At 60.2% G+C, this 13674-nt stretch carries 9 protein-coding genes and 1 tRNA gene; all 10 read right to left on the reverse strand.

The window, feature by feature from the left end; genetic code table 11:
- Positions 1-100: 100 nt before the first annotated feature.
- A complete protein-coding gene (gene rpoC / locus NCS58_RS13505) occupies positions 101-4342 on the reverse strand; it encodes a DNA-directed RNA polymerase subunit beta' (protein WP_061120228.1) in 4242 nt (1413 codons plus the stop codon).
- 21 nt (positions 4343-4363) lie between these two features.
- Positions 4364-8470, reverse strand: coding sequence for a DNA-directed RNA polymerase subunit beta (rpoB, locus tag NCS58_RS13510; protein WP_061120229.1), 4107 nt, complete (start codon positions 8468-8470; stop codon positions 4364-4366).
- Positions 8471-8837: 367 nt separating this feature from the next.
- Positions 8838-9212 (reverse strand): 50S ribosomal protein L7/L12, encoded by a 375-nt coding sequence (gene rplL, locus NCS58_RS13515; RefSeq protein WP_014192486.1) that lies wholly within the window; start codon positions 9210-9212, stop codon positions 8838-8840.
- 83 nt (positions 9213-9295) lie between these two features.
- Complete coding sequence (rplJ, locus tag NCS58_RS13520) at positions 9296-9793, reverse strand: 50S ribosomal protein L10 (protein WP_061120230.1); 498 nt, start codon at positions 9791-9793, stop codon at positions 9296-9298.
- A gap of 302 nt (positions 9794-10095) precedes the next feature.
- The gene (gene rplA, locus NCS58_RS13525; protein WP_061120231.1) at positions 10096-10794 is read right to left on the reverse strand and encodes a 50S ribosomal protein L1; all 699 of its coding nucleotides are present in this window, start codon (positions 10792-10794) and stop codon (positions 10096-10098) included.
- The gene (gene rplK / locus NCS58_RS13530) at positions 10795-11226 is read right to left on the reverse strand and encodes a 50S ribosomal protein L11 (protein ID WP_008343796.1); all 432 of its coding nucleotides are present in this window, start codon (positions 11224-11226) and stop codon (positions 10795-10797) included.
- Positions 11227-11372: 146 nt separating this feature from the next.
- Complete coding sequence (gene nusG, locus NCS58_RS13535; RefSeq protein ID WP_061120232.1) at positions 11373-11930, reverse strand: transcription termination/antitermination protein NusG; 558 nt, start codon at positions 11928-11930, stop codon at positions 11373-11375.
- Between the two features lies 1 nt (position 11931).
- Positions 11932-12312, reverse strand: a complete 381-nt coding sequence (secE, locus tag NCS58_RS13540; RefSeq protein ID WP_008343790.1) for a preprotein translocase subunit SecE — start codon at positions 12310-12312, stop codon at positions 11932-11934.
- A 34-nt stretch (positions 12313-12346) separates the two neighbouring features.
- Positions 12347-12422: transfer RNA gene (locus NCS58_RS13545), tRNA-Trp, on the reverse strand.
- A gap of 67 nt (positions 12423-12489) precedes the next feature.
- A partial coding sequence (tuf, locus tag NCS58_RS13550; protein ID WP_250477167.1) for an elongation factor Tu occupies positions 12490-13674 on the reverse strand: 1185 nt, incomplete at its 5' end.

A 13674-nucleotide genomic window follows, 5' to 3' on the forward strand; every position in this document is an offset into this window, starting at 1 on the left:
CGCCGAGGCGCAGGAATATGTTGTTAGCCGAATGGCAGAGGCAAAAAAAAACCGCTCAGCCGAAGCTGAGCGGTTCGTGGCTACTACGAGCGAAAGACGCTTACTCGTTGGTATGCGGCTGCTGCTCCGCTGCCGGGGTTTCCGGCGTACCAAAGTCGAATGCCTCTTCGGCCGCGATCTGATCGAAACGCTCGCGATCCGACGACTCCTTCGCCTTGCGTGCCTTGTGGAACGCGAGACCCGTACCAGCCGGAATCAGACGGCCGACGATCACGTTTTCCTTCAGGCCACGCAGATCATCGCGCTTGCCCATGATCGCCGCTTCGGTCAGCACGCGGGTCGTTTCCTGGAACGATGCCGCCGAGATGAACGAGTCGGTCGACAGCGATGCCTTCGTGATACCGAGCAGCACGTTGTCGTACGTCGCCGGACGCTTGTCTTCCGCGATCATCTTGTCGTTCTCGTCCAGCATGTCCGAACGTTCGACCTGCTCGCCCGGAATGAAGCGCGTATCGCCGTTGTCGACGATCTGCACACGACGCAGCATCTGACGCACGATCACTTCGATGTGCTTGTCGTTGATCTTCACGCCCTGCAGACGGTACACGTCCTGCACTTCGTCCACGATGTAGCGTGACAACGCCTCGATACCCTGCAGACGCAGGATGTCGTGCGGATCGGCAGGACCGTCGACGATCATTTCGCCCTTGTTGACGACCTGACCATCGTGCACCAGCACCTGCTTTTCCTTCGCGATCAGGAACTCGTGCTGATTGCCCTCGAGATCCGTGATGACGAGACGCTGCTTGCCCTTCGTGTCCTTACCGAACGACGTCGTGCCCGTGACTTCCGCGAGAATACCCGCGTCCTTCGGCGAGCGCGCTTCGAACAGTTCGGCCACGCGCGGCAGACCACCGGTAATGTCACGCGTCTTCTGCGCTTCAACCGGGATACGCGCCAGCACTTCACCGACCTGCACTTGCTGACCATCCTTCACGGTGATCAGTGCGCCGACCTGGAAGCCGATCTGCACCGAATGCTCGGTGTTCGGGATCTTCACTTCCTCGCCGTTCGCGTCGAGCAGTTTCACCTGCGGACGCACGCTCTTCGACGCCTGCGAGCCGCGACGCTTCACGTCGATTACGACCAGGGTCGAAAGACCAGTCACGTCGTCGATCTGCTTCGCAACGGTCACGCCTTCCTCGACGTTTTCGAACTTCACCGTACCGCCCCACTCGGTGATGATCGGACGCGTCAGCGGATCCCATTGAGCCAGTTGCGCACCGGCCTTGATCTGCGCGCCGTCGAGTTGCAGCAGCGTCGCGCCGTACGGAACCTTGTGACGCTCACGCTCGCGACCGAAGTCGTCCGCGATGATCGCCTCGCCCGAACGCGAGATGACGACCTGCTCGCCCTTCGCGTTGGTGACGTAACGCATCGTCGCCGTGAAGCGCACCGTACCGTTCGACTTCGCTTCGACCGTCGAAGCAACCGCCGCACGCGATGCCGCACCACCGATGTGGAACGTACGCATCGTCAGCTGCGTGCCCGGCTCACCGATCGACTGCGCAGCGATCACGCCCACTGCCTCACCGACGTTCACGCGCGAACCGCGGCCGAGGTCACGGCCGTAGCACGCGGCGCACAGGCCATAGCGCGTTTCGCAGGTCAGCGGCGTGCGCACGCGCACTTCGTCGATGCCGAGGCGTTCGATTTCCTCGACCGCGTCTTCGTCGAGCAGATCGCCCGACGCGTACAGCGTTTCCTGCGTTTCCGGATTGACGACGTCCGCCACCGCGACACGACCGAGAATACGGTCACGCAGCGCTTCGACGACTTCACCGCCTTCGACCAACGCCTTCATCGCCACGCCGTTCGAGGTGCCGCAATCGTCTTCGACGACGACCAAGTCCTGCGTCACATCGACGAGACGACGCGTCAGGTAGCCCGAGTTCGCAGTCTTCAGTGCCGTATCCGCCAGACCCTTTCGAGCGCCGTGCGTCGAGATGAAGTACTGCAACACGTTCAGACCTTCGCGGAAGTTCGCGGTGATCGGCGTCTCGATAATCGAGCCGTCCGGCTTCGCCATCAGGCCGCGCATACCCGCGAGCTGACGAATCTGCACCGCGGAACCACGAGCGCCCGAGTCGGCCATCATGTAGATGGAGTTGAACGACTCCTGCTTCGTTTCGTTGCCGTCACGGTCGGTGACGGGTTCCGTCGCGAGCTGCTCCATCATCGCCTTGCCGACGCTTTCCGACGTCGCCGACCAGATGTCGACCACGTTGTTATAGCGTTCCTGCGCGGTGACGAGACCCGACATGTACTGACGGTCGTACTCCTTCACCTTCTTCGCAGCGTCGCCGACGATCGTCTCTTTCTGCGGCGGCACGAGCATGTCGTCCACGCAGATCGAGATACCGGCGCGCGTTGCGAGGCGGAAGCCCATCTGCATCAGCTGGTCGGCGAAGATCACCGTCTCGCGCAGACCGCACTTGCGGAACGCCGTGTTGATCAGGCGCGAGATTTCCTTCTTCTTCAGCGGCTTGTTCAGCACCGAGAACGGCAGACCCGGCGGCAGAATCTCCGACAGGATCGAACGGCCGACCGTGGTCGCGTACAGCGAGATCTTCGGCACGAACGCCGGCGCGCCTTCGCTCGTGTCCTCGTTCGCCACCATTTCGGTGATACGCACGTTGACGCGCGAAGCCAGCTCGACTTCCTTGTTTTCGTACGCGCGGATCACCTCCGACACGCCCGTGAACGTCATGCCTTCGCCCTTGCCGTTGATCGCTTCACGCGACGCGTAGTAAAGGCCCAGCACGATATCCTGCGACGGCACGATCGACGGATCGCCGTTCGCCGGGAACAGGACGTTGTTCGACGCCAGCATCAGCGTGCGCGCTTCCATCTGCGCTTCGAGCGACAGCGGCACGTGAACGGCCATCTGGTCACCGTCGAAGTCGGCGTTGAACGCCGCGCAGACGAGCGGGTGCAGCTGAATCGCCTTGCCTTCGATCAGCACGGGCTCGAACGCCTGAATACCGAGACGGTGAAGCGTAGGCGCACGGTTCAGCATCACCGGATGCTCGCGGATCACCTCTTCGAGGATGTCCCACACCACCGGCGTCTGGTTCTCGACTTCCTTCTTCGCGGCCTTGATGGTCGTCGCGACGCCCATCACTTCCAGCTTGTTGAAGATGAAAGGCTTGAACAGTTCGAGCGCCATCAGCTTCGGCAGACCGCACTGATGCAGCTTGAGCGTCGGACCCACCACGATCACCGAACGGCCGGAGTAGTCGACGCGCTTACCGAGCAGGTTCTGACGGAAACGACCGCCCTTACCCTTGATCATGTCGGCGAGCGACTTCAGCGGACGCTTGTTCGCGCCGGTCATCGCCTTGCCGCGACGGCCGTTGTCGAGCAGCGAATCGACGGCTTCCTGCAGCATCCGCTTTTCGTTGCGGACGATGATTTCAGGCGCCTTCAGTTCGAGCAGACGCTTCAACCGGTTGTTACGGTTGATCACGCGGCGATACAGGTCGTTCAGATCCGACGTCGCGAAACGGCCGCCATCCAGCGGCACCAGCGGACGCAGTTCCGGCGGCAGCACCGGCAGCACTTCGAGCACCATCCAGTCAGGCTTGATGCCCGAGCGTTGGAAAGCCTCGAGCACCTTCAGGCGCTTCGCGTACTTCTTGATCTTCGCTTCCGAACCCGTGTTCTTGAGTTCGGTGCGCAGCATTTCGACCTGTTCGTCGATGTTGATCGCGCGCAGCAGCTCGCGAACGCCTTCCGCACCCATTTCGGCACGGAATTCGTCACCGTACTCTTCGACCTTGTTGTAGTAATCCTCTTCCGTCATGATCTGCCGCGCTTTCAGCGGCGTCATGCCCGGATCGATCACCACATAGGCTTCGAAGTACAGCACGCGCTCGATGTCGCGCAGCGTCATGTCGAGCACCATGCCCAGACGCGACGGCAACGACTTCAGGAACCAGATGTGCGCAACCGGCGAGGCCAGTTCGATGTGGCCCATCCGCTCACGACGCACCTTCGCCAGCGTCACTTCGACGCCGCACTTCTCGCAGATCACGCCGCGGTGCTTCAGGCGCTTGTACTTGCCGCAAAGGCATTCGTAGTCCTTGATCGGACCAAAAATCTTCGCGCAGAACAGACCATCCCGCTCCGGCTTGAACGTGCGGTAGTTGATGGTCTCAGGCTTCTTCACTTCGCCGAACGACCAAGAACGAATCTTGTCGGGCGACGCGAGGCCGATCTTGATCGCATCAAAAACTTCTTCTTGTTGGACTTGCTTGAATAGATCGAGCAGAGCTTTCATTGCTTTCTCTCCGTAGTCCGATTAATTGCGGTCCAGATCGATATCAATACCGAGCGAGCGGATTTCCTTCACCAGCACATTGAAGGATTCCGGCATGCCCGCGTCGATCACGTGATCGCCCTTGACGAGGTTCTCATAAACCTTCGTCCGGCCCGTCACGTCGTCCGACTTGACCGTCAGCATTTCCTGTAGCACGTACGACGCGCCATACGCCTCGAGCGCCCACACTTCCATCTCACCGAAGCGCTGACCACCGAACTGTGCCTTACCACCCAGCGGCTGCTGCGTGACGAGCGAGTACGGACCGGTCGAACGTGCGTGCATCTTGTCATCGACCAGGTGGTGCAGCTTCAGGTAGTGCATGTAGCCGACCGTGACCGTGCGCTCGAATGCCTCGCCGGTGCGGCCGTCGTACAGCGTGACCTGGTTCTTCGACGGCGTCATGCCGAGGTTCGTTGCGATCTCGTCCGGGTAGGCCAGATCCAGCGCGCGCGACATTTCGTCTTCCGTCGCACCGTCGAACACCGGCGTCGCGAACGGCACGCCCTCGCGCAGGTTCTTCGCCAGTTCGACGATCTCGTCGTCGGAGAAGCTTTCCAGCTCTTCCTTGCGGCCCGACTCGTTGTAGATCTGCGTTAGGAACTGACGCAGTTCTTCGACCTTCGCCTGACGCTGCATCATTTCGCCGATACGCCAGCCGAGACCCTTCGCGGCCCAGCCCAGATGCACTTCGAGAATCTGACCCACATTCATCCGCGACGGCACGCCGAGCGGATTCAGCACGACGTCGGCCGGACGGCCATCGGCCATGTACGGCATGTCTTCGATCGGCACGATCTTCGACACGACACCCTTGTTACCGTGACGACCCGCCATCTTGTCGCCAGGCTGCAGGCGACGCTTAACGGCGAGATACACCTTGACCATCTTCAGCACGCCCGGCGGCAGTTCGTCGCCTTGCGTGAGCTTCTTGCGCTTCTCTTCGAACGCGAGGTCGAACTGGTGACGCTTTTGCTCGATCGAGTCCTTGATCGCTTCCAGTTGTGCCGCTGCTTCTTCGTCCGCGAGACGGATGTCGAACCAGTGGTAGTGGTCGAGATCTTCGAGGTAAGCGAGGTCGATCTTCGTGCCCTTCGCGAGCTTCTTCGGACCGCCGTTCGCGACCTTGCCGTTCAGCATGCGCGCGAGACGCTGGAACGCGTCGCCTTCCACGATACGAAGCTGGTCGTTCAGGTCGAGGCGATAGCGCTTCAGTTCATCGTCGATGATCTGTTGCGCGCGCTTGTCCCGCGTGATGCCTTCGCGCGTGAACACCTGCACGTCGATGACCGTGCCGCTCATGCCCGACGGCACGCGCAGCGACGTGTCCTTCACGTCCGATGCCTTCTCACCGAAGATCGCGCGCAGCAGCTTTTCTTCCGGCGTCAGCTGGGTTTCGCCCTTCGGCGTGACCTTGCCGACCAGCACGTCGCCCGCTTCGACTTCCGCGCCGATATACACGATGCCCGACTCGTCGAGACGGCCAAGCTGCACTTCCGCGAGGTTCGAAATGTCGCGCGTGATTTCTTCCGGTCCGAGCTTCGTGTCGCGAGCAACGACGTTCAGTTCTTCGATGTGGATCGACGTGTAGCGATCGTCCGCAACGACCTTTTCCGAGATCAGGATCGAGTCTTCGAAGTTGTAGCCGTTCCACGGCATGAACGCGACCAGCATGTTCTGGCCGAGCGCGAGCTCGCCCAGATCCGTCGAGGCGCCGTCGGCCAGCACGTCGCCGCGCGAGACCTTGTCGCCCACCTTTGCGATCGGACGCTGGTTGATGTTCGTGTTCTGGTTCGAACGCGTGTACTTGATCAGGTTGTAGATGTCCACGCCGACGTCGCCGGCAACGGCTTCATCGTCGTTCACGCGAATCACGATACGGCCCGCGTCGACGTAATCCACCACGCCACCGCGCAGCGCCTGCACGGTCGTACCCGAGTCGACCGCCACCGTGCGTTCGATGCCCGTACCGACGACCGGCTTTTCCGGACGCAGACACGGCACGGCCTGACGCTGCATGTTCGAGCCCATCAACGCGCGGTTCGCGTCGTCGTGCTCGAGGAACGGAATCAGCGATGCAGCCACCGACACGATCTGCGACGGCGCCACGTCCATGTACTGGATGCGATCCGGCGTGACCATCAGCGTTTCGCCCGCTTCACGCGACGACACGAGTTCGTCGGTCAGCGTTCCGTCGTCGGCCACTGCCGCGTTCGCCTGAGCGATCACGTAACGGCCTTCTTCGATTGCCGACAGATAGTCGATCTGGTCGGTCACCTTGCTGTCCACGACCTTGCGGTACGGCGTTTCGAGGAAGCCGTATTCGTTCAGGTGCGCATACAGCGCGAGCGAGTTGATCAGACCGATGTTCGGACCTTCCGGCGTTTCGATCGGGCACACCCGGCCGTAGTGCGTCGGGTGCACGTCGCGGACTTCGAAGCCCGCGCGCTCGCGCGTCAGACCGCCCGGGCCCAGTGCGGATACACGACGCTTGTGCGTGATTTCCGACAGCGGGTTAGTTTGGTCCATGAACTGCGAGAGCTGCGACGAACCGAAAAACTCGCGGATCGCCGAGGAAATCGGCTTCGAGTTGATCAGATCGTGGGGCATCAGGTTTTCGCTCTCGGCCTGGCCGAGGCGTTCCTTCACGGCGCGCTCCACGCGCACGAGACCTGCACGGAACTGGTTCTCCGCGAGCTCGCCGACGCAACGCACACGACGATTGCCCAAGTGGTCGATGTCGTCCACTTCACCCTTGCCGTTACGCAACTCGACGAGGATCTTGATCGTCGCGAGGATGTCGTCGTCCTGCAGCGTCATCGGGCCAACGATTTCGTCACGGCCGACACGGCGGTTGAACTTCATACGGCCGACCTTCGACAGATCGTACGCATCTTCGCTGTAGAACAGACGGTTGAACAGCGCCTCGACCGCTTCTTCGGTCGGCGGCTCGCCCGGGCGCATCATGCGATAGATCGCGATGCGGGCGGCCATCTTGTCGGCGGTTTCGTCGATACGCAGCGTCGACGAGATATACGGCCCCTGGTCCAGGTCGTTCGTGTAGAGCGTCTGGATGTCCTTGACCTTCGCCTCGCGCAGCTTCTCGAGAACCGTTTCGGTGATTTCCTCGTTGGCGTTCGCGATCACTTCGCCCGTTTCCGGATCGATCACGTTCTTCGCCAGCACGCGGCCGAGCAGGTACTCTTCCGGCACCGAGATGAACTTCGTCTTGGCGTTTTCGAGGTCGCGAATATGCTTCGCGTTGATCCGCTTGTCCTTCGTGACAATGACGTTGCCGTCGCGGTCCTGGATGTCGAAACGCGCGACTTCACCGCGCAGGCGCTCGGGAACAAATTCCATTTGCGCGCCTTCGCTCATCAGGCCGAAGTTGTCGAACACGAAGAAGTTCGCGAGGATCTGCTCCGGCGTCATGCCGATCGCTTTCAGCAGAATCGTCACCGGCATCTTGCGACGACGGTCGACGCGGAAGTAAAGCACGTCCTTCGGGTCGAATTCGAAGTCGAGCCACGAACCGCGGTAAGGAATGATGCGCGCCGAGAACAACAGCTTGCCGGAGCTGTGCGTCTTGCCCTTGTCGTGCTCGAAAAACACGCCAGGCGAACGGTGGAGCTGCGACACGATCACGCGCTCCGTTCCGTTGATGACGAACGAACCCGTCGGCGTCATGAGCGGAATTTCGCCCATGTACACTTCCTGTTCCTTCACTTCCTTGACGACCGGCTTGCTCGGCGACTCCTTGTCGAGCAGAACCAGACGCACTTTCGCGCGCAGAGCCGAGCAGTACGTCAGGCCGCGCTGCTGGCATTCCTTGATGTTGAATGCGGGCGACGACAGCATGTAGCTGACGAACTCGAGCCGCGCGAAACCGTTGTGCGAGACAATCGGGAAAACAGAGGTGAACGCAGCCTGCAAGCCTTCCGACTTGCGCTGCGAGGACGACGTGTCTGCTTGCAGAAACGTCTGGAATGATTCAAGCTGGGTCGCCAGCAAAAAGGGAACTTGGTGAACGATGGGGCGCTTCGCGAAACTCTTGCGAATACGCTTCTTCTCGGTGAAGGAATATTGCATACGATCTCCGAATCACGGCGGGCGTTACCGAGGCGGGATACCTCGATGTCACAGCCCGGTGTTCACCGACTGAGACCCGCGCACGTGCCCGGGAGGACGCGCGAGCCTAGAAGCTTGGTGGTTGGCCGCTACCAACCGCTGGCTGACGGCAGCGGATGCCTGTGTTTCCCGCTACCCGACCAAACTTGCCTTCTGCAGTCGCTTCAGAAGACAAAGAGAACAATCGGAAAAATCTGCCGCTCCGAACGTTTTCTTTGGCTTCTGTGGAGACTTTCATGCTTGCCGACAAGCACAAAAACTGCGTCCCCACAAAGCACAAAAAGGCCGGCGGTGGAAAACCGCCAGCCTTCGCATAGCGCAATGAAACTTACTTGATTTCAGCCTTCGCGCCTGCGTCTTCCAGCTTCTTCTTGGCTTCTTCAGCAGCAGCCTTGGGCACCGCTTCCTTGATGGGCTTCGGTGCGCCGTCGACCAGATCCTTCGCTTCCTTCAGGCCGAGACCCGTCAGTTCACGAACTGCCTTGATCACGGAAACCTTGTTCGCGCCTGCTTCGAGCAGGTTGACCGTGAACTCGGTTTGCTCTTCGACTGCAGCAGCTGCGCCGCCACCTGCCGGGCCAGCAACTGCGACAGCAGCAGCCGACACGCCAAACTTCTCTTCGAACGCCTTGACCAGTTCGTTCAGTTCGAGAACCGACATCGAGCCAACGGCTTCCAGGATGTCTTCTTTTGCGATTGCCATTTGAAATACTCCTAAATTGAATTCGGATCGAGCTAGCGATCTAGCTAATACCTAACTGAGCAACTGGTGCCCAAGCGTGTGCGTTACGCAGCTTCGCCTTGCTTCTTCTCAGCGAGCGCGGCCAGGGCGCGCGCAAAGCCGGAAACAGGCGCTTGCATGACGAACAGCAGCTTGGAGAGCAGTTCTTCGCGGCTCGGAATGTTGGCCAGCGCTTGCACGCCTGCCTTGTCCATTACCTTGCCTTCGTAGGAACCAGCCTTGATGATCAACTTGTCATTGCCCTTACCGAAGTCGTTGACGACCTTGGCAGCGGCAATGGCATCTTCCGAGATGCCGTAGATCAGAGGACCGGTCATCTGCTCAGCCAGCGGAGCGAACGGCGTACCTTCCACGGCGCGACGCGCCAGCGTGTTTTTCAACACGCGCAGATACACCTGTTGCTCACGCGCTTTCGCGCGCAGCTTGGTCAGATCGCCAACCGTGATCCCACGATACTCAGCGAGCACCATCGTCTGAGCCTTCGCGACTTGCGCGGCGACTTCAGCGACGACTGCCTGCTTATCTTCTTTGTTCAGTGGCACGGTTAAACCTCCAGATTCGATGCACTCGGGCCACAACCCTCATGCACCACGTTCGACAACGGCGTCCGACTGTTAGGAGTATTTCGATCGATTGGTGATCATTCAGGATGATCGACAACCGACTTCAACCACTGCAAAACTGTTTCGGGTTCGCCATCTGCGTTGGCTTGAATTAAGGCAATGCCTGCCTGCTGCACCACCACCAACGGTCTTTGACAACCGGTTGCTCGACTCGATATTGCAGTCTCGCAACCGCCCAAAGCCCTTTTTGAAGCGCGATCAGCCGATCGCGCCCGAAATTGTTACTGTTGTGCCAGCGTTGCTTGATCCACGCGAACGCCAACGCCCATCGTGCTCGACACGGCGATCTTGCGCAGGTACACGCCTTTGCTCGTCGCCGGCTTTGCCTTTTGCAGCGCTTCGATCAGCGCCGACAGGTTCTGACGCAGCGATGCCGGCTCGAACGATGCGCGACCGATCGTGCCATGGATGATACCGGCCTTGTCGACGCGGAACTGCACCTGACCGGCCTTTGCGTTCTTGACCGCTTGAGCGACATCCGGCGTAACCGTGCCAACCTTCGGGTTCGGCATCAGGCCACGCGGACCGAGGATCTGACCCAGCGTGCCGACGACACGCATCGTGTCCGGCGAAGCGATCACGACGTCGAAGTTCAGATTGCCAGCCTTGACTTGCTCGGCGAGGTCTTCCATGCCGACCACGTCCGCGCCAGCTGCGCGAGCCTGTTCGGCCTTGTCGCCTTGAGCGAACACCGCCACGCGAACCGACTTGCCGGTACCAGCCGGAAGAACGACGGAGCCACGAACGACCTGGTCCGACTTCTTCGCGTCGATGCCGAGCTGAACGGCGACGTCGATCGATTCATCGAACTTCGCGCTCGCGCACTCTTTCACGAGAGCCAGTGCGTCGTCGATTGCGTACAGTTTCTGACGATCTACCTTGGTCGCGAATGCCTGAAGGCGCTTAGAAAGCTTAGCCATTTACACGCCCTCCACAGTGATGCCCATCGAACGCGCGCTGCCGGCGATCGTGCGCACGGCTGCATCCAGATCAGCTGCCGTAAGATCCGGCATCTTGGTCTTCGCGATTTCTTCCGCTTGAGCGCGGGTAATGTTGCCCACCTTGTCGGTGTGCGGCTTGCTCGAACCCTTTTGCACGGCGGCTGCCTTCTTGATCAGAACGGTTGCCGGCGGCGTCTTCATGATGAAGGTGAAGCTCTTGTCCGCGAATGCCGTGATGACGACCGGCACCGGCAGACCCGGCTCCATACCTTGAGTCTGCGCGTTGAACGCCTTGCAGAACTCCATGATGTTCAGGCCGCGCTGGCCCAGTGCCGGACCGACCGGCGGCGACGGGTTGGCTTTACCTGCAGGAATCTGCAGTTTAATAAAGCCGATAATTTTCTTTGCCATGTTGAAACCTCTGCTGAACGCGTGAGCGTTCGGTGAGTGATAGCGCGTGTTCGACGGTGCCGCCTACTGACGCTCCTCAACGGCCATACCGCGGACCGTAAGCGCGAATCGCGCGATGACCCGAAAGCCACGCGCGATGTATTCGATTAAAGCTTTTCGACCTGGCCAAACTCGAGTTCGACCGGTGTCGATCGCCCGAAAATCGTGACGGAAACACGGACTCGGGACTTTTCGTAGTTCACTTCTTCGACGTTGCCATTGAAGTCGGTGAATGGACCTTCCTTCACGCGGACCATCTCGCCTACCTCGAACAGCGTCTTCGGCCGCGGCTTCTCGACGCCTTCCTGCATCTGCGACATGATCTTTTCGACTTCACGTGGCGAGATAGGACTTGGGCGGTTGCGCGCACCGCCGACAAAACCAGTGACCTTGGCCGTGTTCTTTACCAGGTGCCACGTTTCGTCCGTCATTTCCATTTCAACCAGGACGTAGCCCGGGAAAAAACGACGCTCGGTGACCGACTTATGACCACCTTTTACCTCTACGACTTCTTCGGTCGGCACAAGAATCTGACCGAACTGATCTTGCATGCCTGCACGCTCAATGCGCTCTTGAAGCGCGCGTTGCACGCTCTTCTCCATGCCGGAGTAGGCGTGCACCACATACCAACGCTTTCCACTCGGGGATGCCGGAGTATCGCTCATATCATTTCCAACCCAGAATCGCCGAGAAAATCACCCACTCAATCGACTTATCACTAAGCCAAAGGAAAATGGCCATGATCAGAACAAACGCGAAGACCACTAGAGTTGTCTGGGTAGCCTCCTTGCGAGTCGGCCAGACAACCTTGCGGACTTCCTTGTACGAGTCTTTGGCGAACGCAATGAACCCTTTGCCCGGCGCAGAGAGAAGACCGACTGCGACACCCGCGATGACACCAACAGCAAGCGCTGCGCCGCGGACGTACCATTCTTGGCCTGAGAGCCAGAAGAACCCGACGAACCCGGCCAAGACCAACAATACGCCCGCCACCAACATCAACTTGTCGCCGGAAGTATTTACAGTTTCGACGGAAGGATTCGCCATAACACCTTAAGCAGCGCCACTTGGCGCAAGAATTTGGCAGGGGCAGAGGGAATCGAACCCCCAACCTTCGGTTTTGGAGACCGACGCTCTGCCAGTTGAGCTATACCCCTAAACCATTTGGGGCCGGCGGACTTCGCCGACCCCGAAACCGCTAATTACCGAGAAGATCTCTGGCTCTTACTCGATAATCTTTGCAACGACACCGGCGCCGACGGTACGGCCACCTTCGCGGATGGCGAAGCGCAGACCTTCTTCCATGGCGATCGGGGCGATCAGCTTGACCGTGATCGACACGTTGTCGCCCGGCATCACCATTTCCTTGTCCTTCGGCAGCTCGATCGAGCCCGTCACGTCCGTCGTACGGAAGTAGAACTGCGGACGGTAGTTGTTGAAGAACGGCGTGTGACGGCCGCCTTCGTCCTTGCTCAGCACGTACACTTCAGCCGTGAAGTGCGTGTGCGGCGTGATCGAACCCGGCTTGGCCAGAACCTGACCACGCTCCACGTCTTCACGCTTCGTGCCGCGCAGCAGGATACCGACGTTGTCGCCCGCCTGACCTTGGTCGAGCAGCTTGCGGAACATTTCCACGCCCGTGCAGGTCGTCTTCACCGTCGGCTTGATACCGACGATTTCGATTTCCTCGCCGACCTTGACCACACCGCGCTCGACGCGGCCCGTCACCACCGTGCCGCGACCCGAGATCGAGAACACGTCTTCCACCGGCATCAGGAACGAACCGTCAACTGCGCGCTCCGGCGTCGGGATGTACGAATCCAGCGCGTCGGCCAGGTTCATGATCGCCACTTCGCCCAGCTCGCCCTTGTCGCCTTCCAGCGCCAGCTTGGCCGAACCCTTGATGATCGGGGTGTCGTCGCCCGGGAAGTCGTACTTCGACAGAAGCTCACGCACTTCCATTTCGACGAGTTCGAGCAGCTCGGCGTCGTCCACCATGTCGCACTTGTTCAGGAACACGATGATGTACGGCACGCCAACCTGACGGGCCAGCAGGATGTGCTCACGCGTTTGCGGCATCGGGCCGTCAGCGGCCGAGCACACCAGGATGGCGCCGTCCATCTGCGCCGCGCCCGTGATCATGTTCTTCACATAGTCAGCGTGGCCCGGGCAGTCGACGTGTGCGTAGTGGCGGTTAGCCGTTTCGTACTCGACGTGCGCGGTGTTGATCGTGATACCACGCGCCTTTTCTTCCGGCGCCGCGTCGATCTGGTCGTACGCCTTCGCCTCGCCGCCGAACTTCTGCGTGAGAACCGTCGTGATCGCTGCCGTCAGCGTGGTCTTGCCGTGGTCAACGTGACCGATCGTGCCCACGTTCACGTGCGGCTTGGTCCGCTCGAATTTACCTTT

The sequence above is a fragment of the Caballeronia sp. INML3B genome, from assembly GCF_023631305.1.
Classification (GTDB): Bacteria; Pseudomonadota; Gammaproteobacteria; order Burkholderiales; family Burkholderiaceae; genus Caballeronia; species Caballeronia turbans.